The organism is Pseudomonas sp. 57B-090624, assembly GCF_003234055.1.
Taxonomy (GTDB): domain Bacteria; phylum Pseudomonadota; class Gammaproteobacteria; order Pseudomonadales; family Pseudomonadaceae; genus Metapseudomonas; species Metapseudomonas tohonis.
Genome location: NZ_QKRU01000029.1, coordinates 49163 through 74682, shown reverse-complemented (window position 1 = coordinate 74682; position 25520 = coordinate 49163). Strand labels below are relative to the sequence as shown.

At 64.7% G+C, this 25520-nt stretch carries 22 protein-coding genes and 1 tRNA gene; 8 read left to right on the top strand and 15 right to left on the bottom strand.

What is annotated here, in order from left to right; all coding sequences use genetic code 11:
- Window positions 1-256: 256 nt before the first annotated feature.
- From nahK to pqqF, 4 genes are all read right to left on the bottom strand, one after another.
- Entirely contained in the window at window positions 257-2893 is a 2637-nt protein-coding gene (gene nahK, locus DMX10_RS15540; RefSeq protein ID WP_111261917.1) for a hybrid sensor histidine kinase/response regulator NahK/ErcS', read from the bottom strand.
- Window positions 2823-3986 (bottom strand): nitric oxide-sensing protein NosP, encoded by a 1164-nt coding sequence (gene nosP, locus DMX10_RS15535; protein WP_111261916.1) that lies wholly within the window; start codon window positions 3984-3986, stop codon window positions 2823-2825. The genes nahK and nosP overlap by 71 nt, the downstream gene beginning before the upstream one ends.
- A 475-nt stretch (window positions 3987-4461) precedes the next feature.
- Entirely contained in the window at window positions 4462-5643 is a 1182-nt protein-coding gene (locus DMX10_RS15530) for a porin (protein ID WP_111261915.1), read from the bottom strand.
- 277 nt (window positions 5644-5920) lie between these two features.
- Window positions 5921-8389, bottom strand: coding sequence for a pyrroloquinoline quinone biosynthesis protein PqqF (pqqF, locus tag DMX10_RS15525; protein ID WP_158545607.1), 2469 nt, complete (start codon window positions 8387-8389; stop codon window positions 5921-5923).
- A 371-nt stretch (window positions 8390-8760) separates the two neighbouring features.
- On the opposite strand from pqqF, the gene DMX10_RS15520 reads away from it, so the two are divergent.
- Window positions 8761-9258, top strand: coding sequence for a DUF2165 family protein (locus DMX10_RS15520; protein ID WP_111261919.1), 498 nt, complete (start codon window positions 8761-8763; stop codon window positions 9256-9258).
- Window positions 9259-9315: 57 nt separating this feature from the next.
- On the opposite strand, the gene DMX10_RS15515 is transcribed toward DMX10_RS15520, so the two are convergent.
- Window positions 9316-9392, bottom strand: a tRNA-Arg gene (locus DMX10_RS15515).
- A 101-nt stretch (window positions 9393-9493) separates the two neighbouring features.
- On the opposite strand from DMX10_RS15515, the gene DMX10_RS15510 reads away from it, so the two are divergent.
- Complete coding sequence (locus DMX10_RS15510) at window positions 9494-9988, top strand: N-acetyltransferase family protein (RefSeq protein WP_371921697.1); 495 nt, start codon at window positions 9494-9496, stop codon at window positions 9986-9988.
- 51 nt (window positions 9989-10039) lie between these two features.
- Here the strand turns inward: DMX10_RS15510 and DMX10_RS15505 are convergent, their stop codons facing one another.
- Both DMX10_RS15505 and DMX10_RS15500 read right to left on the bottom strand, forming a co-directional pair.
- Window positions 10040-11095: a Glu/Leu/Phe/Val dehydrogenase gene (locus DMX10_RS15505; protein WP_111261912.1), complete on the bottom strand. Its 1056-nt coding sequence runs from the start codon at window positions 11093-11095 to the stop codon at window positions 10040-10042.
- A 73-nt stretch (window positions 11096-11168) separates the two neighbouring features.
- A complete protein-coding gene (locus tag DMX10_RS15500) occupies window positions 11169-14636 on the bottom strand; it encodes an indolepyruvate ferredoxin oxidoreductase family protein (protein WP_111261911.1) in 3468 nt (1155 codons plus the stop codon).
- Between the two features lie 198 nt (window positions 14637-14834).
- On the opposite strand from DMX10_RS15500, the gene DMX10_RS15495 reads away from it, so the two are divergent.
- The 4 genes from DMX10_RS15495 to DMX10_RS15485 all read left to right on the top strand — a co-directional run bounded on the left by DMX10_RS15495 (window position 14835) and on the right by DMX10_RS15485 (window position 16177).
- A complete protein-coding gene (locus tag DMX10_RS15495) occupies window positions 14835-15302 on the top strand; it encodes an Lrp/AsnC family transcriptional regulator (protein WP_111261910.1) in 468 nt (155 codons plus the stop codon).
- A gap of 238 nt (window positions 15303-15540) precedes the next feature.
- Window positions 15541-15777, top strand: coding sequence for a hypothetical protein (locus DMX10_RS15490; protein WP_146603018.1), 237 nt, complete (start codon window positions 15541-15543; stop codon window positions 15775-15777).
- Window positions 15778-15786: 9 nt separating this feature from the next.
- Window positions 15787-15963 carry a hypothetical protein gene (locus DMX10_RS32800; protein ID WP_158545606.1) on the top strand — a complete coding sequence of 59 codons (177 nt, stop codon included), beginning with the start codon at window positions 15787-15789 and terminating at the stop codon, window positions 15961-15963.
- Between the two features lie 28 nt (window positions 15964-15991).
- Window positions 15992-16177 (top strand): PA3371 family protein, encoded by a 186-nt coding sequence (locus tag DMX10_RS15485; protein WP_111261908.1) that lies wholly within the window; start codon window positions 15992-15994, stop codon window positions 16175-16177.
- Between the two features lies 1 nt (window position 16178).
- Here DMX10_RS15485 and phnN read toward each other — a convergent pair whose 3' ends face one another.
- Window positions 16179-16742, bottom strand: a complete 564-nt coding sequence (gene phnN / locus DMX10_RS15480; RefSeq protein ID WP_111261907.1) for a phosphonate metabolism protein/1,5-bisphosphokinase (PRPP-forming) PhnN — start codon at window positions 16740-16742, stop codon at window positions 16179-16181.
- 522 nt (window positions 16743-17264) lie between these two features.
- Between phnN and DMX10_RS15475 the strand changes: the two genes are divergently transcribed.
- The gene (locus DMX10_RS15475) at window positions 17265-17591 is read left to right on the top strand and encodes an Arc family DNA-binding protein (protein ID WP_031287390.1); all 327 of its coding nucleotides are present in this window, start codon (window positions 17265-17267) and stop codon (window positions 17589-17591) included.
- Between the two features lie 123 nt (window positions 17592-17714).
- Here DMX10_RS15475 and mgtE read toward each other — a convergent pair whose 3' ends face one another.
- Complete coding sequence (gene mgtE, locus DMX10_RS15470; RefSeq protein WP_111261906.1) at window positions 17715-19157, bottom strand: magnesium transporter; 1443 nt, start codon at window positions 19155-19157, stop codon at window positions 17715-17717.
- A 316-nt stretch (window positions 19158-19473) separates the two neighbouring features.
- On the opposite strand from mgtE, the gene bamE reads away from it, so the two are divergent.
- The gene (gene bamE, locus DMX10_RS15465) at window positions 19474-19983 is read left to right on the top strand and encodes an outer membrane protein assembly factor BamE (protein WP_111261905.1); all 510 of its coding nucleotides are present in this window, start codon (window positions 19474-19476) and stop codon (window positions 19981-19983) included.
- A 36-nt stretch (window positions 19984-20019) separates the two neighbouring features.
- On the opposite strand, the gene DMX10_RS15460 is transcribed toward bamE, so the two are convergent.
- From DMX10_RS15460 to DMX10_RS15440, 6 genes are all read right to left on the bottom strand, one after another.
- Complete coding sequence (locus tag DMX10_RS15460; protein WP_111261904.1) at window positions 20020-20280, bottom strand: hypothetical protein; 261 nt, start codon at window positions 20278-20280, stop codon at window positions 20020-20022.
- On the bottom strand, window positions 20277-20660 hold the full coding sequence (locus DMX10_RS15455) for a hypothetical protein (RefSeq protein ID WP_111261903.1): 384 nt from the start codon (window positions 20658-20660) through the stop codon (window positions 20277-20279). The genes DMX10_RS15460 and DMX10_RS15455 overlap by 4 nt, the downstream gene beginning before the upstream one ends.
- Window positions 20657-21286: a glycoside hydrolase family 19 protein gene (locus DMX10_RS15450; RefSeq protein ID WP_111261902.1), complete on the bottom strand. Its 630-nt coding sequence runs from the start codon at window positions 21284-21286 to the stop codon at window positions 20657-20659. Before DMX10_RS15450 ends, DMX10_RS15455 begins: the two co-directional genes overlap by 4 nt.
- Window positions 21287-21351: 65 nt before the next feature.
- Complete coding sequence (locus DMX10_RS32510; protein ID WP_146603017.1) at window positions 21352-22659, bottom strand: hypothetical protein; 1308 nt, start codon at window positions 22657-22659, stop codon at window positions 21352-21354.
- Window positions 22660-22922: 263 nt separating this feature from the next.
- A complete protein-coding gene (locus DMX10_RS15445; RefSeq protein WP_021218498.1) occupies window positions 22923-23420 on the bottom strand; it encodes a DUF4376 domain-containing protein in 498 nt (165 codons plus the stop codon).
- The gene (locus tag DMX10_RS15440) at window positions 23420-25387 is read right to left on the bottom strand and encodes a tail fiber protein (RefSeq protein ID WP_111261901.1); all 1968 of its coding nucleotides are present in this window, start codon (window positions 25385-25387) and stop codon (window positions 23420-23422) included. Before DMX10_RS15440 ends, DMX10_RS15445 begins: the two co-directional genes overlap by 1 nt.
- Window positions 25388-25520 lie beyond the last annotated feature (133 nt).

Sequence of the window (25520 nt, the reverse complement as noted above, 5' to 3'; positions counted from 1 at the left end):
GTCGTATCGACATGGTGGTGCACTCCTGCCACGGCATCGCTCGAACTCCTCTTCGAAGGATCCCGTAAGCCTAAATGCGTTACCTATGTCTCCCGACACCTGTCACCTATGTCCCCCGGCTGAACACCGTGCGCACCTCAAAAGGTGGGAGCGGCACGGAGGCTGTCGGAGTGCGCCGGACGGGCCGAGCGCGGGACCGGTGCGCGCAGCACAGCCTGCAAGAGCACATCGGCGCACGGGGCTTGCCGTGCGCCCTTCACCCGCCCCGTTCGATCAGGTGGTTCATCGCGGCCTTGAGCTTCATCGGGCGGACGGGTTTGTGCATCAGGGTGTGGCCGAGCTCGCGCATCTGCTGGCGCAGTTCGTTGCTGTAGTTGGCGGTGATCATCAGGGCGGGCAAGGCGGTGCCGCGGCGGGCGTTGATGCTGGCGACGGCGTCGACGCCGTTGTGGCCGTTGTCCAGGTGGTAGTCGGCGATCAGCAGGTCGGCGTCGGCGTGGTAGTTGTCCACCTGGCGGGCGAGGTCTTCTTCCGAGAGCGCGGTGACCACCTGGCAGCCCCAGCCTTCGAGCAGGGTGCGCATGCCGGCGCAGATGGCCGCGTCGTTGTCCAGCACCCAGACCCGCGAGCCGTGCAGGCGCTCCACCAGCATGTCCGGCGTGCTCGCCTCGACCCGTGCCCGGGGTGCGCGCTTGGCCAGGGGCACCTCGACGCAGAAGCGCGAGCCCTGGCCGAGGCGCGAGCGCACCTGGATGCGGTGGCCGAGCATGCCGGCGATCTTGTCGACGATGGCCAGGCCCAGACCCAGGCCACGGTCCTGCTTGGGCCGCTGCGAGTCGCCGCGCTTGAACTCCTGGAAGATCTCCTTGAGCTTGTCCTCGGCGATGCCGATGCCGCTGTCCCAGACTTCGATGGACAGGCTCTGCCGGTGCCGCCGGCAGCCCAGCAGCACGCGGCCGCTGGGGGTGTAGCGGATGGCGTTGCTGAGCAGGTTGCGCAGGATGCGCGCCAGCAGCTGGATGTCGCTGCGCACCAGCGCCGAGCTGGGCACGAAATGCAGGCTGAGCCCTTCGCTGGCGGCCGCCTGGCGGAACTCCACGGCGAGGTTGTCGAGCAGCTCGCTGACGGCGAAGGGCGCGATGTCGGGCTTGATCACCCCGGCGTCGAGCTTGGAGATGTCCACCAGGGTGCCCAGCAGGCTTTCCACGTCATCCAGCGAGTTGCTGATGTTGCGCACCAGCGCCGTGCTCACCGCCTGCTCGCGCTGCTCTTGCAAGGCACTGGTGAACAATCGCGCGGCGTTCAAGGGTTGCAGCAGGTCGTGGCTGACGGCGGCGAGGAACTTGGTCTTCGACAGGTTGGCTTGCTCGGCCTCGCGCTTGGCTTCGCGCAGGCGCAGTTCCACCTGGCTGCGCTCGCCAATCTCGCGCAGCAGCTGGTCGTTGAGCTGGGTGAGCTCGGCGGTGCGTTCGCGCACCCGCTGCTCCAGGTTCTGGTAGGCCAGGTGCAGGGCTTCGGCCGTGCGGCGGCGCTCGGTGATGTCGCGGATCAGCACGAAGATGCCGACCACCTCGCCGTTGGCCAGGCGGTTGGGCACGTAGGAGCGCAGCATGTAGCGCTCCTGGCCGTTGAGGTTGGTTTCGGCCACCTCGAAGGTGACGCTCTCGCCGGACAGCGCCCGCTCCACATAGGGTTCCAGGCGCCGCCAGTGCTCCTCGCTGTGCACCTCGCGCAGGCGTTGGCCGAGCATGCCGCCACGGGGCCAGCGGTACCACTCCTCGTAGACCTTGTTGGTGAATTCGTAGACCAGCTCGGCGTTGAGGTAGGCGATCAGCGCCGGCACGTGGTCGGTGATCAGGCGGATCCAGCGTTCGCTTTCGGCCAGGGCCTCGGCGTGGCGGTAGCGCTCGGTGATGTCGGTGAAGGTGTTGACGAAGCCGCCGGTGGGCAGCGCGTGGGTGCGCACCTCCAGCATGCGGCCGTCGAACAGGCGCTGCTCCAGCTCGCGCACCGGGCGACCGTTGGCGTCGCGGGTCTGCGGGGTGAGCAGCGCCAGCTCGCTGTCGGCCATGACCTCGGCGAAGGGCCGGTGCGCCTGGATCGGCGCCAGGCCGCAGAGTTCGAGGAAGCGGTGGTTCCACAGCTCCAGGGTGCCTTCGGCGCCGACCATGGCCATGCCTTGGGAGAGGTTGTCCACGGCGCGCTGCAGCAGGCGCGATTTCTGCGCCAGGGCCTGCTCGCGGCGCATGGTTTCGCTGATCTTCAGGTCGGTGATGTCGGTGTAGAGGATCACCAGCCCGCCCTCGCGGGTGGGCCGCTCGCTGACCTGCACCCAGCGCCCGTCCTGCAGGCGGTAGAGGCTGTGTTCGTTGTCGCTGCTGCGCTGCTCTTCGACGATCAGCCCGGTGCTTTCGGCCAGGCGCTTGATCTCCGAGAGCCGGGTGCCGCTGATGATGCGCGCGCGGCTGTTGGCCCAGAAGGACTTGAAGCGGCTGTTGAACAGGACGATGCGCTGCTCCTTGTCGAACAGCACGAAGGCGTCGGAGATGCTTTCGATGGCGTCCACCAGGTGCTGGTGGGCCGTCTCGGCGCGCAGCCGGGCGTCGCTGAGCAGCTGGTTGCTGGCCTTGAGTTCGGACATGGCCTGGTTCAGCGCGTCGGTGCGTTCGCGCACCTGCTCGGCCAGCACCACCGAGTGCTGGAAGGCGGCGTAGGCGTCGTCGCGGCGGGCGGCGCTGGATTCGACCCGCTCGATCAGCGCGGCGTTGATGCGCTTGAGCTTGTGGTTCTCACCCTCCAGCCGGGCGATGCGCGCTTCGTAGTCAGCGGCCTGCATCGCCGGGGCGGCGTCCGATGGCGACACCGGTGAAGGTCTGGTTGATGTGCATGCCATTGAACTGTTCCCCGTAGGTGTTGAAGCCGATGACGCGCTGGCGACGGAGGAATTCGCCGGTCTGCTCGACGCCGCCGTCGCTCTCGATTTCCAGGCGGCGCAGGAAGCAGTCGCAGCCGATGGTCAGCAGTGGCGGGCCGAGGCGCTGCTCCAGGCGCTGGAACAGGGCCTGCAGGTTGGGTAGCAGCGGCCCCGGGCGCATGCCGGTGAGGACGATGCCGTTCTCCACGGCGCAGTAGAAGCTGAGGCTGAGGTCGTCGTTGACCCGCTGGATGGAGCGCACGTAGTACTGGTCGTTGACCCGCACCGCCAGCGGGTGGGCGGCGAACAGGCGGTGGTCCAGTGCCGCCAGCGGCACGCCGATCCACTGGGCGTATTCCTGGGCGGCGGGCTCGGCGTTGAGTTCGAAGACGCGGCGGCTGGCGCTGTCGGCGCGGGTGACCACCAGCTTCTCGTCGCTGGGCAGGATGTGGTGGGTGCTGAAGACTTCGAAATCCAGCTGGGTATTGACCAGCACCACCACCGCCGCGCCGGTGTGGAACTGGCCACCGTGGTAGACGTGGGTGTGGGTGAGATGGTTGTCGTCGCCGGCCGAGCCGCCGAAATGCGGGATGCTGCCGAAGGCGGCGCTGAGGGCGGCGAGCACCACTTCTTCGCGGCTGGAGAGGCCGTCGAGCAGGGTCAGGGCGAAGCTGTGGTCCTTGATCGGCGCCAGGGAGTTGCTGCGGCAGTCACCGACCAGGCGTTCCACCAGTTGCTGGGCGTCGATCAGGCTGAAGCGCTCCATCTCGTCGATCAGCGCGCAGCCGATGGAGAAGCTGCGGTAGTCGAAGCCCACCGCGCTGACGCAGCCGCGCCCGTAGCCATTGGGGGTGATTTCGCCGGCGCTGGTGCAGCCCACCAGCTCGATGCCGCCGAAGTACTGCTCCAGGGCTGCGCCCAGGGCCGGCAGGTCGTATTCCGCCGAGCAGAAGAACAGCACGAAGCCCAGGTGCGGGTGGATCAGCTGGCGCGCCAGGTCCTGGGCCACGGCCTCGGCCTCGGTGGCGCTGGACATGGCGGTGACCACGCCCTCGTCCTGGTGCTGTTGCATGGGGCGCCTCTCGCAAATGGGCCTGCAGTTGCTGTGGATTCTACGGAGCGACCCGGGGCCGCCCCATCCTTCTTGGGTAGTGGCGGGCTCGTTCGAAGGGATGAGGCGGCACTGACGATTGCGTTCGGCCTCGTGGAGCCGCCCCAACCGTGCTCATTCGGTCCTGGATGGGTGTGCGCGTGATCTTCGAGGTGCGCGCGGCACACCTACGCGGGGCTGCGAGCTCTTCGCAGGATGGGCGCCTTCGATAGGGGCATCAGGCATCACGATGTGCCACGGCCCGGCTCCGCCTGGTGGAGGTAAAAAGCGACCTCCACCCTACGCAGCGGTCGCGTCCATCGGTGGCATGACGCTTTCTGTAGCCCACCAGGGTAGGAACGAATTCATTGGCGAAACCACTCCCCATAGAACGCAAAAAAGGCGGGAGGCATGCGCCATCCCGCCAAAACACAAGGGAGCATTGCAGGGTGGAGCCTTACCAGTTGAGCACCAGGCCGAGGGCGACGGTGTCGGTGTCTTCGTTCTGCGCGGAGCCGGCGTGGCCGTCGATTTCGAACTGGTTGTATTCGGCGACCAGCTTGAGGTTGTCGTTGACGTCATGGAACAGGGCGATGCCGCGGGTCTCGTAGTCGGCCCCGGTGTTCACCGCACCGTTGCCGTCGTCCTTGGTCTTGCCGTAGGAGAGCGCCAGGCGGTTCTTGCCGAAGCGGTAGGAGCCCTGCAGCAGGTAGCCGTCGCTGTCGACTTCACGCAGGGTCGCCTCGCCGGCGTTGTTGGTGAAGAAGGGGTTGATGCCCTTGGCCTGGAAGCCGGAGCCCACCACCGAGAAGGCGCCCATCTTCGCCTGCACGCCGTAGCCCAGCCCCTTGGAGGTGACGCTGTCCACGGCCGGGTCGGTGTTGTCGGAGGTCTGGTAGCCGCCGTTGACCCAGGAGTAGATCTGCGCGCCGCCCAGCTCGAACTCGTAGGTGAGCTCGGATTCGAAGCGCGGGTTTTCCTGGTAGGCCTTGCCGGTGGGGCTGTCGTCGTTGGTGTCCACCGGGTCCATGATGCCCACGGCCAGGCGCAGGCCGTCGCTCTTGGGGCTGCGGTAGGTGATCTGCGAGGTGGGGAACGGATAGGGGTAGCCGCTGCCGATGTTGCCGAAGGAGACGCCACCGCCGTCCACCAGGCCCAGGGTGTCGCTGACCTGGCCGTAACCGGCGAGCATCTCGTCGAGGAGGATGTTGGAGCGGGCGAACAGGCCGAAGTCCTTGCCCACCAGCACCTCGCCCCAGTCGCTGGCGACGGTGCCATAGAACTGGCGGACGTCGATGGCGGTGTCGGTGCCGTTGGTTTCGCTGTCGTTGATGGTCACCCAGAAGGAGGCGCGGGCACCGAGCTTGAGGTCATCCACCTGCTTGCCCATGTTGAAGCCGATCCAGTTGGGCAAAAAGCCCATCTTCACCCGCGACTGGCGACGGTCGAACTGCTCGCCCTCGCGGTCGACGTCGCTGTTGACGTAGAAGGCGTTGACGTAGCCGTCGGTGGAGAAGGTGGTGTCGTCCTTGTCGTAGAGGACGATCTCGGCCTTGGCCTGTTCCATGACAGCCAGGGCCAGGCCGGTGGTGAGGGCGAGGGGCAGGAATCCGATGGTGACGTTCTTGTTGTTGTACATGGCGCTCTCCGCTGGGTGGGACGACTCGCTCGAGCCGTGACGGAGGCGATTATCGAAACGCCGGAACGCCCGCCATATGCGGCCTTGTGGCTGTTTCGCCGGTGCTTTGGCGGGCCCTGTACGGCCCTGGCGGGAAGGTGCGGGCCGCCCCCCTCGGCGGTAGCGGGGCGCAAGTCGCAACGGACGGACGAGGCCGGCGGCACGACCTGGGAAGGGGGTCGTACCGCTGCCTTGGTAGGGGATTGGGCGGCTGGCGAGGGCGCGAAAGGAGGAGGTATCAGTGCCAGCGGGAGTCGGGGCGTGCAGCGTTGGCGAGCGCCAGCCAGCCGCCACGGGCCTGCTGCAGGGCCTCCAGGGCGGCGAGCAGGTCATCGCGGCCGGCCTGTTCGAGGGCATCGGCGACGCGGTCGGGCCAGTCGGGGGCGCGACCGGCCAGGTGCAGGTTCCAGGCACGCTCGGCCGCGTCCTCATCGCCGCTGCGCAGCTGCGCCAGCAGGGCCTGGCGCGGGGCCTCGCCGTCCGTCAGCGCCTCGTCCAGGCCGGCGAGAAAGGCCTCGATGTGCCCGAGGACCTGCGCCACCGTGGCGCTGGGTGACTGCACGCCGAACAGCAGGCCGGCGTGGCCGTTGATCAGGCGGAAGCCGGAGAACACGGCGTAGCCCAGTTGCAGCTCGCTGCGCAGGCGCTGGTAGAAGCCCGCCTCCAGGCAACGCGCCAGCCACTGCCAGGTGGCTTCGGTCTCTGCCTGGCGATCGGGCAGCGGGCAGAACAGCAGCAGGGCGGCATCGCCCTGCACCGCCACCGGGTGCCAACGCCGCGTGGCGGTGGGGGCCGCCGGGGCATGGCCGTCGAGGCGCCGCCCGGGCACACCGCGCAAGACGCCGGCCAGGCCCTTGCGCGGGCGCTCGTCGAGGCCTACGGCCATGACCTCCCAGGCGGTGCGCGCCCAAATGCGGCCCAGGCGCGCGGGTGAGACCGGTTCGTCATCCGGACGGGGCGCCGCGACGGCATCCAGGCAACCCGGCAACCCGCGCAACAGCTGGCGGATCGGCAGCTCGCCGGCCTCGCGGTTGAGCCAGGCGCGGTGCAGGCGCCGTCCCTGTTCGCAGGCGGCCAGGGGCGGTTCGAACAGGGTCTTGAGCACCGCGTCGAGCACCGGCGGCAGCAATCCGGCGGCACCCCGCAGGCTCAGCCGCCAATCGCGGCCCTGTTCGCTGAAATCGATGGCGACGCCCTGCTGCTGGGCGCGGCTCTGGGTCGCCCGCAACGCGCGCTGCAATGCCTGGAAGAAGCCGCCATCGACGGGCTCGGCCGGCAAACGCCAGCGCAGGAACACCGCCGCGCGCTCGGCATCCCCCCAGTGGTGCAACAGCGGCACGTCGTCCACCCCCCGCGCAACCGTGACCTCGAAGGGGCTGAACATGGGGACGCCGGAGAAGCGCCAGCGCACGTCGACGGCAGGCCAGGGCGGGACGCCCTCCTCTTCCAGTTCCAGCGGGAAGCCGGCGACCTGCACGCGGCCGGCGACAGCCGCCTCGCTGGCGAACAGGCGGATCAGCCGGGGCGGCGTGAGCTGCGCGAGCAGGCGGGCGAAATCGCGCGCCTCCAGGGGCGCTGGTGGGTCCCCGCCACGCTCCAGCAGGCTGCGCGCCTGCTCCAGCGGCGCCGGATGGGCATGGCCGGCGCGGGCCTGGTGGCGGGCCAGGAGATCGCGCCAGGGCTCCTGCTCGCGCAGGGCGGCGAGCCAGTGGAACAGCGCCGCCTCGAGGCGCGCGCGGCTTTCGGGGCGGGCGTCGGCGAGGGCCAGGTCCAGCACCAGCAGCGCCTGGTCCTGGTCGAGATGGGGCACGAGCAGTTGCAATCCATCGCACAGGCCCTGCTCGGCGAGCCAGGCCTGCAGGCTGCCCTCGGCCTCGTCCTGCAGCAGTTCGCGCAACACGTCCAGCGCCTGGGGCAAGGCGGCCGGCTGGCCCTCCAGGGCGAAAGCCAGCCAGCTGCGCGCCGCGCCGGGCAGGCACATGCGCAGGCTGTGGCTGACCAGCGGCAGCAATGCGGGCGCCGGGCGCGGGGCGGCGGGCGCACCGCCGGGCAGCGAACCCGCGAGGTGCTGCGCGAGCCCGGCGAGTTCGTCCAGCGATTGCGGCCCGAGCAGCACCAGGCGCATGCGCGCGCCCTGGTAGTGGGCCTGGTGGAAGGCGGTCAGTCCGGCCTGGAACGCCGGGTCCTCCACCGCCAGGCTGTCGCGGTTGCCGGCATGGAAGTCGGCCAGCGGGTGCCCCGGCGCCAGCGCCGCCGCGAGCGCGGACTGGGCCTGGGTCCAGGTGTCGCGGGCGCGCGCCAGGTATTCGGCCTGCAGCACCTCGCGCTCGCGCAGCTGCGCGTCGATCGCCAGCTGCGGCGCGCCGAGCATGTCCAGCAGCCGCGCCAGGCCGGCTTCCAGGCGCGCGGGCGGCAGCTCGAAGAAGAAGTCGGTGTGGCGGGCCTGGGTGCTGGCATTGAGGCGCCCGCCGCAGGCCTGGACGAAGGGCATGAGCCGCTGCTGGTCGGGGTAACGCAGGCCACCGAGGAACAGCAGGTGTTCGAGAAAATGCGCAAGCCCGAGCCAGTCGCGCGGCTCGTCATGGCTGCCGGCGGCCACCCGCAGCGCCGCCGCCGCCCGCTGCGCGCCGGGCACGTGGCGCAGCTGCACGGCGAGGCCGTTGTCGAGGAGCAGGGAACGGCTGGCGGGGTCGGGAACGGGCGTCATCCGGGCACCATGGAAAGTTTCGCTCAGCATCCTCAAGACCGGCCCTCACGGCAATGGTTCTTTCGTTCAGCCGAACCGCCCCCGAGCGATTGACCGCGGCATGCGGATGCGTCGAGAATCCGCGCTCCTTCCCGTGCGGCGTTCCATCCAGCCGGGTTGCCGTGCTTCCCGGTACGGCGCCGGCCTCAGGTCCTCCAGTCCCGATCTCCGCACCTTGGCGCCCCCTGCGCCCCTTCGCCTGGCCCGCCCAGGCATACGACCCCGACCCGAGCCCGTCGCCGCGCGCGACCCGGCCTCGCCCTGCCCGCCGCATGCCGGGCGGGACGGCTGCGCGCGCAATCCGGTTCGCCATTGCAGGAAACACAATGATGATCACGATCCGCCTTTCCAAAGCCCTCATGGTGCTGGCCATGGCCTTCTTCGCCTCGCTGGTGGCCTTCAACAACGTGACCGACTACGGCACCAACTTCGCCTTCGTCCACCACGTGTTCCTCATGGACACCACCTTCCCCGGCAACCAGCTGATGTACCGCGCCATCGAGACACCCTGGGTCCACCACGCCGGCTACCTGGGCATCATCGCCCTGGAAACCACCACCGCCCTGCTCTGCTGGGTCGGCGGCCTGCACCTGCTGCGGGCGCGCAAGGCCGACGCCGCCGGCTTCCGCGCGGCCAAGCGCTGGGCCATCGCCGGGCTGACGCTGGGCTTCCTCACCTGGCAGGTGGCGTTCATGTCGGTGAGCGGGGAATGGTTCGGCATGTGGATGTCGGAGCAGTGGAACGGCGTGCCGGACGCCTTCCGCTTCTTCATCACCCTGCTGGCGGTGCTGATCTACCTGACGCTGCCCAATGACGGCGGCGAGGCCTGAGCCCCGCGGCCATGAAAAAGCCCCGCCAGCTTGCGCTGTGCGGGGCGTGGGTATTCATGGTGTCCCAGAGTGGGCTCGAACCACCAACCTTCCCCTTAGGAGGGGGATGCTCTATCCAATTGAGCTACTGAGACGGCACGCACGACGGTCTGTCGGTGCGAACGGGCGGCATGTTAACGGCGCCTGCGCGTTTTGTCATGCCACTGCCACGGCACTGCACCATACTTCCGCAAAAATCAGAGGGACCGCCGCCATGCCCCAGCCACTCCCGCAGCACCTGCCCGACTCTCCCTTCACCACCGTGACCCTGCGCGCCGCCAGCCCGGCGGATGCACCGGCGCTGGCCGCCCTGCTGCACCAGCTGGGCGAGGATGAGTCGCGCCCCGACCATGCGCTGCTGGCCTTGCGCCTCGCGGAGCTGCCCAGTGGCCGCGAGGTGGTGGTGGCGGAGCGTGACGGGCGACTGCTGGGCACCTGCACGGTGATCCTGGTTGAGCACCTGGCGCACAACTTCGCGCGCTCGGCGATAGTCGAGGACGTGGTGGTGGACAAGGACGCGCGCGGCCTGGGCATTGGCCAGGCGCTGATGGACAAGGCCGCCGAGCGCGGCCGTGCCTGGGGGTGCTACAAGCTGGTGCTGTCCAGCGGGCAGAGCCGCGAGGCGGCCCATCGCTTCTATGAGTCGCTGGGCTACAAGCCCCACGGGATCAGCCTGTACCTGGATATCTGACACCGCTCACGGGAATGGCGGCGTGTTTCGGCCGCCCTTCCCGCCGCCTGGTCAGACGCGACCGAAGCGCTCTTCGGCGAGGCGGTCGGCGACCTCGGTGGTCGTACGACCTTCCTCGTCGGCGCGGATGAAGATCTGCCGCAGGGTGTTGCCGATGCCTTCGATGTGCGCCTTGAGCTCGGCCGCGCTGCCGCCGCTGCGCTCGAAGTAGACGTCGATGATGCCGCCGGCGTTGATGGCGTAGTCCGGCGCATAGAGGCAGCCGTTGCGCTTGAGTTCCTCGGCCAGTTGCGCGTCGGCCAGCTGGTTGTTGGCGGCGCCGGCGATGATCGGCACGCGCAGCGCTTCCAGGCTCTGCGGGTTGATGATGCCGCCCATGGCGCAGGGCGCGAAGACGTCGACGTCCAGCCCATAGATCTCGTGCTGCCCGACGGCCTTGGCCCCCAGTTGCTCGACGGCACGGCGCACGTTGGCGTCGACGATGTCGGTCACCCACAGTTCGGCGCCGGCCTGGCGCAGCAGGCTGGCGAGGTGGAAGCCGACCTGGCCGACGCCCTGGATGGCGACGCGCAGGCCCTTGAGGTCGTCGCGGCGCAGGCGATGCTTGACCGCCACCTGGATGCCGATGAACACGCCATAGGCGGTGGACGGCGACGGGTCGCCGCTGCGCACGCCGCCGTCGAAGGCTTCGCGCTGGTTGGCGCCGGCCACGTGGCGGCTGCGCTCGGCCATGATCTGCATCTCGGCCGGGCCGGTGCCGGAGTCGGCGGCAGTGATGTAGCGCCCGCCGAGGCTGTCGACGAAATCGCCCATGGCCTGGAACAGCGCTTCGCTCTTGCCCTTGTGCGGGTCGCCGATGATCACGGCCTTGCCCCCGCCCAGGGGCAGGTTGGCGAGGGCGGATTTGTAGGTCATGCCGCGGGACAGGCGCAGCACGTCGCGCAGGGCCTGCTCGTCGTTGAAGTAGTTCCACATGCGGCAGCCGCCGAGGGCGGGGCCGAGTTGGGTGTTGTGGATGGCGATGATGGCCTTGAGGCCGGATGCCTTGTCGTGACCGAAGACGACCTGTTCGTGGCCATCGAATTCGACGTGGGAGAAGACGGACATGGTTTACCTCTGCATGCGATTGTCTGGGTGAACGCCGGCCTTCCCCCGTGGGAAGGCCGGTGATGGGAAGGCGTCAGGCGGCGGAGTCGAACAGGCGCACGACCTTGATCTCGGTAGCCAGCAGCTGGGCGCGCAATTGCGCCTCGTGCTCGCGGACCTTGGCCAGGGCCTTCTCCTTGACGTGGCCGTAGCCACGGATCTGTTCCGGCAGTTCGGCGATGGCCACGGCGACGCGGTAGTTGTCGCCGCGCAGGTGGGCGAGCACGGCTTCGACGTTGTCTTCGTAGCGGACGATCAGCTCGCGCTCCAGGCGCCGCTCCTCGCTGTAGGCGAAGGGGTCCAGCGCGCTGCCACGCAGGAACCTGAACGTGGCCAGCAGGCCGAAGGCCTTGAGCATCCACGGGCCGAAGCTGCGCTTGCGCGGTTGCCCGGTGGCGGGGTCGCGCTTGGCCAGCCAGGACGGCGCCAGGTGGAACTGCAGGCGGTAGTCGCCGCTGAACTGGGCGCGCAGGCGCTTGCGGAATTCACCATCGCTGTACAGGCGCGCCACTTCGTACTCGTCCTTGTAGGCGAGGACCTTGAAGTAGTAGCGGGCGACGGCTTCGGTGAGTTCCTTGCCGGCGCTTTCATCGACCCGGCGCACACGCTCGACCAGGTCGCTGTAGCGCTTGGCGTAGCCGGCGTCCTGGTAGGCGGTGAGGAAGTCGACGCGCAAGCGGATGATGTCCTCGAGGCTCTCGCAGGGCTTGGCTTCGGCCACTTCCGGTGCGGCGAGCTTCTCTACCGCCGCCAGGTCGTGGGCGGCGCGGCGCCCCCAGAGGAAGGCTTCGCAGTTGAGCTTCACCGCCACGCCGTTGAGCTGGATGGCCTTCTCGATGGCTTCGGCGGAGACCGGCACCAGCCCGCGCTGGTAGGCGTAGCCGAGCATGAACAGGTTGGTGGCGATGCTGTCGCCGAGCAGGCGGGTGGCCAGGCGGGTGGCGTCGATGAAGTGGGTTTTCTCCGCGCCGACGGCCTCGATCAGCGCCTGTTGCATGGCCTGGCCGGGGACCTGGGCATCCGGGTTGCGGGTGAACTCGGCGGTGGCGGCCTCGTGGCTGTTGACCACGGCGGTGGCGATGCGCTCGTTGAGCTTGGCCAGGGCCTCTTCGCTGGCAGCGACCACCAGGTCGCAGCCGAGCAGCAGGTCGGTCTCGCCGGCGGCGATGCGCACGGCGTAGATGTCGTCCTGCCTGGCGGCGATGCGGATGTGGGTGATGACCGGGCCGAACTTCTGCGCCAGGCCGGCCTGGTCGAGCACGCTGCAGCCCTTGCCTTCGATGTGGGCGGCCATGCCCAGCAGGGCACCGACGGTGGTCACGCCGCTGCCACCAACGCCGGGCAGGAGGATGTTCCAGGGGCGCTCCAGGCTCGGCTGGCGCGGCTCGGGCAGCACGGCGAACAGGGCGCCGCTGCCGACCGCCTCGGGCTTGCGCAGCTCGCCGCCGTGGACGGTGACGAAGCTGGGGCAGAAGCCTTCGAGGCAGGAGAAGTCCTTGTTGCAGGCGTTCTGGTCGATCTCGCGCTTGCGCCCCAGCTCGGTCTCCAGCGGCAGCACGGAGAGGCAGTTGGACTTGACGCTGCAGTCGCCGCAACCCTCGCACACGGCGGGGTTGATGAAGGCACGCTTGGCCGGGTCGACGAGCTTGCCGCGCTTGCGGCGGCGGCGTTTCTCGGTGGCGCAGGTCTGGTCGTAGATGATCACCGAGACGCCCTTGAACTCGCGCAGCTCGCGCTGCACGGCGTCCAGCTCGCGGCGGTGGTGGAAGGTGACGATGGGCGCGAAGGTGGCGCGGGTGGGGTACTTCTCGGGTTCGTCGGTGACCAGGGCGATGCGTTTGACGCCCTCGGCGAAGACCTGCTGGCTGAGCTGGTCGACGCGCAGTTCGCCGTCGATGGGCTGGCCGCCGGTCATGGCCACGGCGTCGTTGTAGAGGATCTTGTAGGTGATGTTGACCCCAGCGGCCACGGCGGCGCGCAGGGCCAGCTGGCCGGAGTGGAAGTAGGTGCCGTCGCCGAGGTTCTGGAAGATGTGCGGCGTGTCGGTGAAGGGGGCCTGGCCGATCCAGGTGGCGCCCTCCCCGCCCATCTGGGTGAAGGTGTCGGTGTTGCGGTCCATCCACTGGGTCATGTAGTGGCAGCCGATGCCGCCCTGGGCGCGGCTGCCTTCGGGCAGCTTGGTGGAGGTGTTGTGCGGGCAGCCGGAGCAGAAATGCGGGGTGCGCACGGTGGTGTGCTTGGGCTCGGCGAGGGCCTTTTCCTTGGCGGCGAGGAAGGCCAGGCGCGATTCGATCTGCTCGCTGGAGTAGATGGGCGCCAGGCGCCTGGCGATGACGCGGGCGATCATCGCGGGGGTCAGCTCGCTGAGGTTGGGCAGCAGGGAGTTGCCGTGCTCGTCGAACTCGCCGACCACGCGTGGGCGCTTGTCCACCGGCCAGTTGTAGAGCTGGCCGGTGAGCTGGTCCTCAATGATGCTGCGCTTCTCCTCGACCACGAGGATTTCGTCCAGGCCTTCGGCGAACTGGTGCACGGAGACCGGCTCCAGCGGCCAGCTCATGCCGATCTTCAGCACACGCAGGCCGACCCTGGCGCAGAGTTCGTCGTCCAGGCCGAGGTCCACCAGGGCCTGGCGCACGTCGAGGTAGGACTTGCCGGTGGTGATGATGCCCAGGCGCGGGTTGGGCGAGTCGAGCTTGACCTGGTTGAGGTCGTTGGCCAGGGCGAAGGCGCGGGCGGCGTAGATCTTGTAGGTGTTGAGGCGTTTTTCCTGGGCGAGCGGCGGGTCGGGCCAGCGGATGTGCACGCCGTCCTCGGGGAGGACGAAGTCGCTGGGGATCTTCACGTCGATGCGCAGCGGGTCGACGTCCACCACGGCGGAGGAGTCGACGTTCTCGGCGATGGTCTTGAGTGCCACCCAGCAGCCGCTGTAGCGCGAGAGCTCCCAGCCGATGATGCCGTAGTCGAGGATCTCCTGGACGTTGGCCGGGTTGAGCACCGGGATGGAGGCGGCGATGAAGGCGTGCTCGCTCTGGTTGGCGATGCTGGAAGACTTGCAGCCGTGGTCGTCACCGGCCAGCAACAGCACGCCGCCATGGGGCGCGACGCCGGCGGAGTTGCCATGCTTGAAGACGTCGCCGCAGCGGTCTACGCCCGGGCCCTTGCCGTACCACATGGAGAACACGCCGTCGTAGCGCGCGCCGGGGAACAGGCTGGTCTGCTGGCTGCCCCATACGGCGGTGGCGGCGAGCTCTTCGTTGACACCCGGCTGGAAGTGGATGTGGTTTTCCTGGAGGAAGGACTTGGCCTCCCAGAGGCTCTTGTCGAGGTTGCCGAGGGGCGAACCCCGATAGCCGGAGATGAAGCAGGCGGTGTTCAGGCCATGGGCCGCATCGCGTTGCTTCTGCAGCATCGGCAGGCGGGTGAGCGCCTGGGTGCCGGTGAGGTACAGATGACCGGTTGCAAGCCGGTATTTGTCATCCAGGCGGATCTCGGCCAGAGACATGCGGGCGCTCCTTTTATTTTTATGGCGACCAGGATGGCTACGGTTAGCGCCATCCTCCTGTCCCGCGGCAGGATCACCGCCCGGGACGCATGCTCAATAATCTGACTGAAGGGTTCTGCTTTTTTCTTTCTATTTTCGGGCCAGAATGCCAATACTGCGCATGATCCTTCCAACAAAAACAAGATTGCGGACTTATTCATGCACAACCCTCTGAGCCCTATCGATCGCAAGATCCTCCGCCTGCTGCAACACAATGCCGATCTGTCGGCTGCCGAAGTGGCCGAGAAGGTGGAGCTGTCCCAGTCGCCCTGCTGGCGCCGCATCAACCGCATGCAGGAAGAGGGGCTGATCGAGCGCAAGGTCGCCCTGCTCAACCCCAGGTTGCTGGGTTTCTCCATCACGGTGTTCGTCAACATCAAGCTCTCGGCCCACGGGCGCAACAACCTGACCGAGTTCGAGGAGGCCATCGTCGGCTACCCGGAGGTGCTGGAGTGCTACACGATGGCCGGCGGTTCGGATTACCTGCTGAAAGTGGTGGCGCGGGATATCGGCAGCTACGAGCGCTTCCTGCGTGACCAGTTGCTGCAGCGCCCACATGTACTGGAAGCGCATTCGAACATCGCCATGAGCGAGGTGAAGCGCACGACCGAGCTGCCGCTGGACTGAACGCTCGTGGCCCCCATTCCAGAGCGCTTGGTGCCGGAACAAGCGAAGCGGCGTAGCCCTGCCGGCCTGCACCCGTGCAATTTGCAATGGACAAAAATCGGGCGCCTTGCAAAGTGCACGGAAAGCACCTTGCCGAACACATACAAACAATTGATTTTAAAGGATTTTTTAAATATTCGAGCTTGGCATGACACCTGCTCTATTCCAGTCATGAGAATTCTGGATGCGAGCCCCGATCATGAACAGTGTCATCACGCTCCTCGCAGCAACCGTATTGACGCTCCTGGCCGCCAGCGCCTTCGCCGCGCTGCAGAGCAACCAGCAGCAACAGGCCGTGAAACATCTGGTCGAGCGAATCAACCCGACGCCAGTGCAATTCGAATACGCCACCCAGTCGGGCGATCAGAAGCCGAAGGTGCGCCAGCTGCAGAGCAGCGAGTGGCAACCTCGTCCCGCCCAACGCCTGTCGTTCTGAGCAACCGGCATGGACATGACCGCGTGGGGGATGGTGTTTCCGGGATTGATCCTGCTGCTGGCGGCAGGGACCTGCGGAGCGCTCTGGGTGATCGATCGCATCACCGATCAGGGTCTGGCGGAAGAACAGAAAGCCGAGCGTGATCGGGATGAGCGCATCGCCAATTACTACGACCCTTTCTTTTAAGCATCCCTATGTCGGCAAGGAGATCGAGATGTCGAAGTCAGCCGTGCTGTTCCTGATCATCAGCCTGCTGCTCACCCTGACCCTTTGGCTGGAACCCTGGCAGGCCGCATGGCCGGCTGCAGCCGTGAAGGTGGCACTGGGCGCCAGCGGGATGCTGCTGCTGGTGGCGCTGATGGTGGGCAAGCGGGTGAAGTTCGACCCGGTATTGCGCTGATTCAGGACCGAGGCCGGTCGAGCAGCTGTAGCAGGCGTTGCAGGGTCTGCTCCAGGGGGCCGGAGTTGTCGAGGATCGACAGGGCGCCACCGCCCTCCTCCCGCAGGGACTCGGTGAAGCGGGCGTTGCGTGCCAGGCGCGCCTCTATCTCCTCGGCGGGCTCACGACCACGGGCCTGCAGGCGCCGGCGCAGGACGTCCATCTCCACTGTCAGCAGGATGGGCTTGAGGTCCGGATAGCGCTTCAGGGCCTCACCCAGGTAACCCCTGGAGCCATTGACCAGCACATCCTCCCCCGCCGCCAGCCATTCATCCATCTGCACCGGGATGCCATACGACAGGCCGTTGGCGTGCCAGCTCATGGCGAAGGCACCGCTCCGCTCCATCTCCGCGAAACGCTCGGGGCTAACCGCCTCGGCCGCCTCGCCCACCGCCTCGGCCGAGCGGGTAATCACGCGCCGCACGATATGGCAGCCACTGCGCGAGAGCGGCCCGCGGGCGGCATCGAGCAGGCTGTCCTTGCCTGAGCCTGAGGGTCCGATGAGATAGAACAGCCTGCCATTCATCTGCTTACCTGGAAGTTCATCCGCTGCGATCACCGCGTCTCACACGGCGGACGCCACATTACCCGGAAAGCATTGCAGTTTGGAGCATCCGAATGCACCGGCAGCTCATACCGGACGTCGCACAGTAGCTAATTGCCAGTGCTGGCTTTATGGAGGCGCGCTACGCTTTACGCAACGGGTTCTGACATGCAGGAAGCCCGCCCCAGAGCGCTGGATGTGCCGTCGCGCACGAAATCGGCAACCTTCTGCAACGGAGCGGGGAATTTTTCTCTCCTACCGCATTCATATGGGAGCCTTTTGCATATTCACTCGCATTTCGGACAACTGGTGCTGGCAAAAAGCCGCTACCCAGCGCACAATGCGACACAGATTTGACGTCAAGGAACCGTTTAGGTGACTGCAAGGTCATAATGACGCCAATCGCGATGAATGGTTGAACGACTGATGCTAAAGATGGTCAAACCGGTGACAATCACATAGCTCATTGCCAGCATCGCTCCCTGAACTAACCGGTTTAAATGTATGCGCCCTATGAAACAGGCTATTTACTCCAGCCGCACAGCTGACAAGTTCGTCGTCCGTCTGCCAGAAGGCATGCGCGAGCGCATCGCCGATGTGGCGCGTAACCATCACCGCAGCATGAACTCCGAGATCATCGCCCGCCTCGAGCAGAGCATGCTCCAGGAAGGCGCTCTGGACGAAGGTTTGTCCATGCGCTTGGACAGCCCTGAGCTGTCTTTGCACGAGCGCGAACTGCTGCAACGCTTCCGCCAGCTTTCCCGCCGCCAGCAAAATGCGCTGGTTGCGTTGATCGCCCACGATGCCGAACTCGCCGCCGAAGAAGCCTGAGTTCGCAGCACGTCGATTGAGAGCCGCCCCTTGAGGCGGCTTTTTCTTGCCCGTGATTTGGCTTTCACGCGCCACACAGCAAAAGGCCCCGCAGATGCGGGGCCTTTTGCATGACAACGATTTCTAGAGCAGGAAGACGGTCGCAAGCCCCAGGAAGATGAAGAAGCCGCCGCTGTCGGTCATGGCGGTGATCATCACGCTGGAACCCATGGCAGGGTCCCGCCCCAGGCGCACCAGGGTCATCGGAATCAGCACGCCCATCAGGGCGGCCAGCAGCAGGTTGAGCGTCATCGCTCCGGTCATCACCGCGCCCAGGGACCAACTGTCATAGAGGTAATAGGCAACCAGGCCGATCACCCCGCCCCACACCAGGCCGTTGACCAGCGCCACCCCCAGTTCCTTGCGCATCAGGCGGCTGGTATTGCCAGTGCCGACCTGATCCAGCGCCATGGCGCGGACGATCATGGTGATGGTCTGGTTGCCGGAGTTGCCGCCGATGCCCGCCACAATGGGCATCAGTGCCGCCAATGCCACCAGCTTCTCGATAGAGCCTTCGAACAGGCCGATCACCCGCGAGGCGATGAAGGCAGTGACCAGGTTGACGGCCAGCCAGGCCCAGCGGTTGCCGACCGACTTCCACACCGAGGCGAAAATGTCTTCCTCCTCGCGCAGGCCGGCCATGTTGAGGACTTCGGTCTCGCTCTCCTCACGGATCAGGTCGACGATCTCGTCGATGGTCAGGCGGCCGATCAGCTTGCCGTTCTTGTCCACCACCGGCGCGGAAATAAGGTCGTAACGCTCGAACGCCTGAGCGGCGTCATAGGCATCCTCGTCCGGATGGAAGCTCACGGGATCGCTGGCCATCACCTCGGCCACCTGCTTGTCCGGATCGTTCACCAGCAGGCGCTTGATCGGCAGCACGCCCTTGAGGATGCCGTCGTAGTCGACCACGAAGAGCTTGTCGGTATGGCCCGGCAGCTCCTTGAGGCGACGCAGGTAGCGCAGCACCACTTCCAGGGTCACGTCCTCGCGGATGGTGACCATCTCGAAGTCCATCAGCGCACCGACCTGGTCCTCTTCGTAGGACAGGGCGGAACGCACGCGCTCACGCTGCTGGGCGTCGAGCGTCTCCATCAGCTCGTGGATCACATCACGGGGCAGCTCGGGCGCGAGATCGGCCAGCTCGTCCGCGTCCATTTCCTTGGCGGCGGCGAGCAGCTCGTGATCGTCCATGTCGGCGATCAGGGTTTCACGAACCGAGTCGGAGACTTCGAGGAGGATGTCGCCGTCGCGCTCGGCCTTCACCAGTTGCCAGACGGTCAGGCGATCGCCAAGCGGCAGGGCTTCGAGAATGTGGGCGATGTCGGCGGGGTGCAGCTCATCGAGCTTGCGTTGCAGCTCGGCGAGATTCTGGCGATGGACCAGGTTCTCGACGAGATCCTGGTGCTGGCCCTCCTGACGATGGGTCAGGTCTTCGACCAGCTTGTGTCGATGCAGCAGATCGACCACCTGAGCGAGGCGGTCCTGCAGGCTTTCTTGCGACTTTCTTACTTCTACTTCGGTCATAGCGCGCTCCACCCCCAGTGGCGGCGCACGCCAAGGAGGGTCAATCAGTCAATACGCGATCGTGCAAATGCGGTGTTGAGTAACTACTGGGTAAGTCCATGAGGGGTGTCCAAAAGCCTCGGCGAGGCTGACTGCGCAATGATAACACCGGACGGTCATTTTGCGCGTTACAAAATCGTGGCTAGAACAATCGCTTGCGATACAAAGCTGAGATCGCTTTCACCTTCCGTACGACGCCGGTGCCCGCTATGGAGACACCGTTAGGAAGAAATTAAAGCAGATACCTTCGGAGGCTACCGTCACGGAGGACATCGCCATGCGCACCCCGCTCTGCACACTGCCGCTTCTGCTTTATATCGCTCTCGAAAGCCCGCCGCTGGAGGCCTCCATCTACCGCTGCGAGGACGCACACGGGCACGTCACCTTCACCCAGTTGGGCTGCCCCGATGACGAACTGGTGGAAGTACGGGAACGAGTCGAGTCCATGCAGGACAGCCAGGCGCTTTTGCCACCGGCGAAGGTGGAACGGATCACGCGAAGCACACGGAAGGAACAGGCCGAGAAGCCCCGGGAAATAGAAGTAGTTGGGGAAAGACAGGATGGCTGCGGCAATCGGATCGTCGGCCAGGAGCGGCGCCAGGCGATGCTGCAGAAACAGGTAAGAACGGGGATGACCCGGAGCGATGTGGAAAGCATGCTCGGCAAGCCGGACAAGGTCAGCAGTACCAACGGCCAGACCCGCTACCAATACATTGCAAAGAAGGGAAAAGGACGCAGCCAGCTCGTTACATTCGACGAGCATGGCTGCGTAAAAGGCGGGCGCTGAAACAGCGCCCGAAAGGAAGGAAGAGGCCCGTCGTACTCAGCGACAGGCCTCGAGCGCGGCCATTAGCTCGCGCTCATAGCCGATGCGCTGCAAGCGCTCGGCACGCAGGACTTTCATCTGTTGGTCGATCGGCGCATCCAGCGCCAGCGAGTCGACTGCAAACGCCGGTACCGCAGGGGCGACCGCCTTGCAGGGGACCGGCACCGGCACCTTGACCTCGACCAGTTCAGGGGCAGGCTGCACCCCGGTGGAGCAGCCGGATAACAGCGCAAATGGCAGCAGCCAGGCGACTCTCATGGCGCACGCTCCCGGCGAAGCTCTTCGGCAAACGCCTGGCGCGCCGCCTCGCAGGCATCGACGCCCTCCGGTGGCGGCTCCAGCATCACCCGGGCCGCTGCCGTGTAGTCCTGTCGCGCCGCCTGGTTGGCCCGCGCCTGGAGCAACTCACCCTGGTGGGCTCTCTCCGCAGCACGGGCCTCCAGATCGATCACGACAGCATTCTGCTTTTGCAGCGCCAGCAGACTGACTTCGGCGCCATGACGAGACTCGGCCAGCTGTTGCCTCAGTGCGTCCAGTTGCGGGCGGTAAACGCGGGCAGAACACCAGGCGCCCAGCCCGATCAATAGCGCCGCCATCAACGGCAACGCCAGCCACTTCCAGGAAGCAAGCAGGTTCATTCCAGCGCCTCCCGAGCCTTCAGCCAGAGCGCCTTGCGCTCTGCCAGGCCATTCAGCCCACCGTTGATACGGCGGGTAATGGCTTCGAAATCTCCCGCATCGGCCAGAGCATTCAAACCATTGGATTGCCAGAACCAGGCGGCGGACAACACCGCCGGCTCCGGCTGCAGCAGCAGATCCGGTTGCTCCAGCAGCGGCAGCCCCAAAGCATCACCGCAACGCTGATACATCCCGCGCCCGGTGATCTGCAACAGACCTCGCCCACGGAAGCGCCAGCCATCACCAGACTCCTCATCGCCATTGCCCATGCGATTGGCATAGACATGGTTGGCGATTACAGCCGGCCGCCGCTGGTAGGCCAGCGCCAACGCATTGGGCTGCCCATCCACTCCACGGAACCGACCTGGCCAGGTAGCCGCCAAACCCGAAGCGCTGTAGTTGAGGTTCTCCGCGAGACGGGAGAAGCCAGCGGACTCATGGGCGCACTGGGCCAGGAAGGCGGATTGGCGGGCGGGGGTGGTGATGGAGAAGCGGGACATTGCTGGGGTAAGGGCGGAAATGAAAACGCCCGCTTCGGGGCGGGCGTTTGGAAATATCAGTAGTAAAAGATTTTCGATTTTGCTCATGTATTAACAACTGCCTTTGAAAGCCCCAACCCACTCCCATATCAATAAATTATCGACCCAAGAAATCAGTAGCCGATTGCAAACCAGTGATATCCATTGGTGGGCATGTTTGTTCCATAACCATTCAACCGAAATTGTGCAGCACTCACTTTTTGCGCACCCGCAGTAACAAAATAACCCACGCCCGACTGCCCACCATCGGCGGTTACGGAAACACTCATATTCAAGTTGGGGAAGGGAACTGGGAATGTAATGAGTGCGGTCAGATCGTCAAGGGAGCCGCTGTAGTAACCCCACTGGAATATCACGCCCCCAAGCCAAGTAGGTAAAGCGATATAACCGTTAACGCCAAGGCTCGTAGAGAACCCCGCTCGGAGTTTTTTTGGCGTAACGATGGTTGTGTCATCGGTGCCGGCATTGGTCTGGGCCTGAGTCGCAGTCTTAGCGACACCAAGAACCGATTCAGTCGCCTGAACAAGCCTAAGATAGATTGCTTGAGCGACTCGTAAAGGAGTCATCGCCTTAGAGTTATCAGAGCCGGACTCCGCCTCAGCCTGAGTAGCAACGCTGATGCTGTAATCAGCCAACGTGCTTGGATTGCTACCGCCAGTTATCCGGCCATAACGATCCACGGTAAGGGATCGATAGGTGCCAGGAGAAACACCGGTGTAGCCCGCTACCATCTCGAACACAATCCCCGTAGAACCCAGCGTAATTGGGCCATCAGTTATCAATTGCCAGAAGCTGTTGAGTTGGGAGCTTCCACTTTCGATATGAACCAGCAACCCTGGCTGTACTTTGGCGCTACTATCAGCGTCGCTGGAGCGAACCCAGGCGGTAGGAGATGCTACATAAATCCCGTTATTCGCCTCCAAATTCTGATTCTTCACTAGAACACGGTCGCCATCTAACAAACTAACTCCATCGATAGTCTGCAGGCCGCTCAAGGTGAGATTTTCGGTGCTGGCCGCTCGTACTCGGACCTTGATTCCAATGCCTCCAAGTTGCTCTTGGACCAAAGTAATCAAAGAGTCTCTGGTCAATGCAGTTTCAACCCACTCCGAAGGCGTTAGAGATGGTCGCTTCCCAAAACTTGCAACCCTGGCTTTCCACACCTTGCCACTCTCTTGCACATGGGCTCCTACCGAGTAGTCCTCTGTTGCCGACCATTCGGAAATCCCCCTCTGCAATAGATAACGAACAGCTTCATCATTGCGTTTGAACAGCGCGTTGAACCACTCCATCGGCGGAATGCCGTCGGTCTGGTCGAAAGCAATGCCCCAACCACGGGGGATATCAGGGAAGCTTTCAAGCTCCCCGGGTTTGGCCCCCGAGGCGAAGACCGTCTCGTTGGGGCGATTGTATTGAGTCATGGATAAAACCTCGTTCGATTCGTTTGCTAGAAAACCACCGGCAATAGGCCAGGTGGTTGAGCGGTGCCTCCCCTCTTGCGGGTTCGGTCTGCCGCCCGGAAATAAAGGTGGTCAGTCACCCCACCGAAAACGAATCGACGAATTCCAAGCCTTCGATACAAGCCGACAACGAATCGGCCAGTTCAGTAATGAAAACGGCCCGCAGAGTGCGGGCCGGAAACAAGCAGTACCCTAATCGAAAAATTGCTAAGTGTTCATGCCCACTACACCCACCATTTATCGTCGGTGTAATCGCTCGGGATAACCTCCATATCCTTTAATCGGCGCCCCGCGTAAATCAGGGATTGCTTACGCTCAACAACCACCTTAGCGAGCGCCACAACCGTTGGGGCGTCCATGGGAACCCGACTATTGTCTGCCGCGATCCAGACAAAATCCCTTTCCGGGTCTGACCAGCGCAAATCACCAGGCGAGATACCATTGGCCATCGCCATAAACGCCAGTTGAGCTGCCTCGATGATGTTCGAGTGATCGGATGACCGGGACTGGAACAAATAGCCCTCGAACTCAATGCCATCCTCAATACGGCGATCGCGCTCGACGTCTACATCGACCGGTCTCGGTCGCCGAATCGGGTTCAGGTGGGCCTCGATCTCAACGGCACTCATATGAACAAGTTCCCGAGCGATCAGTTGATCCTGGGAACCATCTTGCTCATAAGCGAAAACCGTCCCGCTTTGTATATGTCGAAAATATTTCATTAGCGAAGCTCCGCCCAGTATTGAAGAGTATTGCCGCTCGGCGACCCAGCATTGCCACTCACCATGTAGGTCGCTCCCGGAGGGACAAGGAACGTCTGGGTGTACGTGATAGCGGTAGGTTGATCCCACCAACCGATCACCACACCATTGACGTATATGGAGGAGGCGTAAGAGCCGTTGTCGTATAGGGCGACACTCACTGCTATCGAACGCCCGGTGGTGTTCGTATAAGTTGTGTTGGTGGCACGAGATGCCTTTAGATCCTGCCAAGCCTGGCCCTCTCCGAGGGTGCGCGGGCGAGCTTCAAGAGCCTCTACGCGTGTAACCAGAGTTGCATAGGTTGTGGAAAGTGCAGCCGCATCGATGCTACCTGGATTCGCAATACCGCCACCCATTCTAACGATCCAGCAGCCAGTAACGTTCAGAGGGCGGTTTTCAGAGGCAGTAGGCACAACACGGGATGCGTCAAAACTCAGGAGTGTCCCGCTAGAGGTTCCAGTTGGTGAACTACCGATACTCTCAAAACCAAAAGCGCCGGTCGGGGCTGAACCGATGATTTTCGCTCCCGCCCCCGTTATGTTCCGAATAGCGTCTCCCTGAATCGAACCAGACGCACCGCTGGATAGTGCCCCATCACCGCGCATAAACAGAGCACCGAGCGACCCCGCCGCCTTGCCGTTGTAGTCCGGCATCCGGAACGTTGTACTGCCATCGCCCTCCGTGAACATGCCACGTTGCGATGGATCACTGCTCCAGAGTGCTTCGGTTGTTTTAGGCACTTTTCCTTCGCTCACCGTCACCCAGACATCGGGATACAGAGCCCGACTCAGCAGTTGGCCATCTGCCGGCGCCCAGCCGGCAGGAATGGAGCTGCGGAGGGACCACCACATCACCGAAGCGGCGGGAAAACCCGTTCCCTGTGTGTTGTCTGCATGCAGAATCGAACGCCAGGGAGACCAGGTACCGCCCCCCAGAAGACGAAACTTCATCGTCACCAACGTAGTGTCGGCACTACTCACATAGGGCAGTGCAACCTGGATTAGGTTTGAGGAGTAGCGAACAACCAGTAACCAGTAGTAATTGGTCGTACCACTGCCCTTTTGCATGGCTACCTGGCCATCAGGATGATTAGCGTTCCTCGAGCCAGCAGCCCCCCCGAGCAGCCGGGGATACCAACCCGGTTCAAGTACTGCGTTGAAATCGGTTTGCGAGTCCGTCGTGCTGGCCGCTGGAACAGTACCACCAGCCGGCGTCATCAGTACCTGAAGCTGCGCATTGGCCGTCGGCACACCTCCGGCGCCACTGACGTAAACCACCGGCACCGAGCGATAGGTCCCGCTGTCCACCAGATCCCCGGTGACGCGGAAGCGGTGAGCGACCGTGCCGCCTGAACGGCTCTGGACGCAGAGGGTGTCGCCAGCCCGCAAGAGGGCCACAATGCGGCTGTAGTCCAGGCCTTCGGCGCTGGACTTGGCGATCAGCAACGATGTGGCGTCGGCCGGGTTGGTGGTGTTCAGCGCCAGGTAACCGTTGGCTACGCCACCCGAGGTGGCACTGCTCCACTGCCACTGGCCGAAGTTGATGGTGCCGCCACCCAGTTGCTCCTGGATCAGCGTTTTCAGAGCCTCTCGAGTCAGCGCCGTCTCGACCCACTCGGTCGGGTTGAGGGACGGCCGCTTTCCAACACTGCCCACCTTCGCCTTCCAGATCTTGCCGCCCTCCTGCACATGGGCGTCGATCGGGTAGTCCTCCGTGCTGGACCACTCGCCGATACCCCGCTGCAACAGATAGCGCACAGCTTCGTCACTGCGCTTGAACAAGGCGTTGAACCACTCCATTGGCGGGATGCCGGTGGTCTGGTCGAAAGTCACCCCCCAACCTCGAGTGATGTCAGGGAAGCTTTCCAGTTCTCCGGGTTTGGCACCCGAAGCAAAGACCGTCTCATTGGGGCGATTGTATTGAGTCATGGATAAAACCTCGTTCGATTCGTTTGCTAGAAAACCACTGGCGATTACCAGGTGGTTGAACGGCGCCTCCCCTTTTGCAGGTTCGGTCTACCGCCCGGAAATAAAGGTGGTCAGGTGCCCCACCGAAAACGAA

What these genes read in the sequence shown, in the direction of transcription:
- phnN (WP_111261907.1), bottom strand. Translation starts at nt 16,742, where the DNA reads ATGAATGGCAGGCTGTTCTATCTCATCGGACCCTCAGGCTCAGGCAAG.
- DMX10_RS15460 (WP_111261904.1), bottom strand. Translation starts at nt 20,280, where the DNA reads ATGAGAGTCGCCTGGCTGCTGCCATTTGCGCTGTTATCCGGCTGCTCC.
- DMX10_RS15490 (WP_146603018.1), top strand. Translation starts at nt 15,541, where the DNA reads ATGAACAGTGTCATCACGCTCCTCGCAGCAACCGTATTGACGCTCCTG.
- nahK (WP_111261917.1), bottom strand. Translation starts at nt 2,893, where the DNA reads ATGGCATGCACATCAACCAGACCTTCACCGGTGTCGCCATCGGACGCC.
- mgtE (WP_111261906.1), bottom strand. Translation starts at nt 19,157, where the DNA reads ATGACCGAAGTAGAAGTAAGAAAGTCGCAAGAAAGCCTGCAGGACCGC.
- nosP (WP_111261916.1), bottom strand. Translation starts at nt 3,986, where the DNA reads ATGCAACAGCACCAGGACGAGGGCGTGGTCACCGCCATGTCCAGCGCC.
- DMX10_RS32510 (WP_146603017.1), bottom strand. Translation starts at nt 22,659, where the DNA reads ATGACTCAATACAATCGCCCCAACGAGACGGTCTTCGCCTCGGGGGCC.
- pqqF (WP_158545607.1), bottom strand. Translation starts at nt 8,389, where the DNA reads ATGACGCCCGTTCCCGACCCCGCCAGCCGTTCCCTGCTCCTCGACAAC.
- DMX10_RS32800 (WP_158545606.1), top strand. Translation starts at nt 15,787, where the DNA reads ATGGACATGACCGCGTGGGGGATGGTGTTTCCGGGATTGATCCTGCTG.
- DMX10_RS15485 (WP_111261908.1), top strand. Translation starts at nt 15,992, where the DNA reads ATGTCGAAGTCAGCCGTGCTGTTCCTGATCATCAGCCTGCTGCTCACC.
- DMX10_RS15500 (WP_111261911.1), bottom strand. Translation starts at nt 14,636, where the DNA reads ATGTCTCTGGCCGAGATCCGCCTGGATGACAAATACCGGCTTGCAACC.
- DMX10_RS15455 (WP_111261903.1), bottom strand. Translation starts at nt 20,660, where the DNA reads ATGAACCTGCTTGCTTCCTGGAAGTGGCTGGCGTTGCCGTTGATGGCG.
- DMX10_RS15505 (WP_111261912.1), bottom strand. Translation starts at nt 11,095, where the DNA reads ATGTCCGTCTTCTCCCACGTCGAATTCGATGGCCACGAACAGGTCGTC.
- DMX10_RS15440 (WP_111261901.1), bottom strand. Translation starts at nt 25,387, where the DNA reads ATGACTCAATACAATCGCCCCAATGAGACGGTCTTTGCTTCGGGTGCC.
- bamE (WP_111261905.1), top strand. Translation starts at nt 19,474, where the DNA reads ATGCGCACCCCGCTCTGCACACTGCCGCTTCTGCTTTATATCGCTCTC.
- DMX10_RS15495 (WP_111261910.1), top strand. Translation starts at nt 14,835, where the DNA reads ATGCACAACCCTCTGAGCCCTATCGATCGCAAGATCCTCCGCCTGCTG.
- DMX10_RS15475 (WP_031287390.1), top strand. Translation starts at nt 17,265, where the DNA reads ATGCGCCCTATGAAACAGGCTATTTACTCCAGCCGCACAGCTGACAAG.
- DMX10_RS15445 (WP_021218498.1), bottom strand. Translation starts at nt 23,420, where the DNA reads ATGAAATATTTTCGACATATACAAAGCGGGACGGTTTTCGCTTATGAG.
- DMX10_RS15530 (WP_111261915.1), bottom strand. Translation starts at nt 5,643, where the DNA reads ATGTACAACAACAAGAACGTCACCATCGGATTCCTGCCCCTCGCCCTC.
- DMX10_RS15450 (WP_111261902.1), bottom strand. Translation starts at nt 21,286, where the DNA reads ATGAGCAAAATCGAAAATCTTTTACTACTGATATTTCCAAACGCCCGC.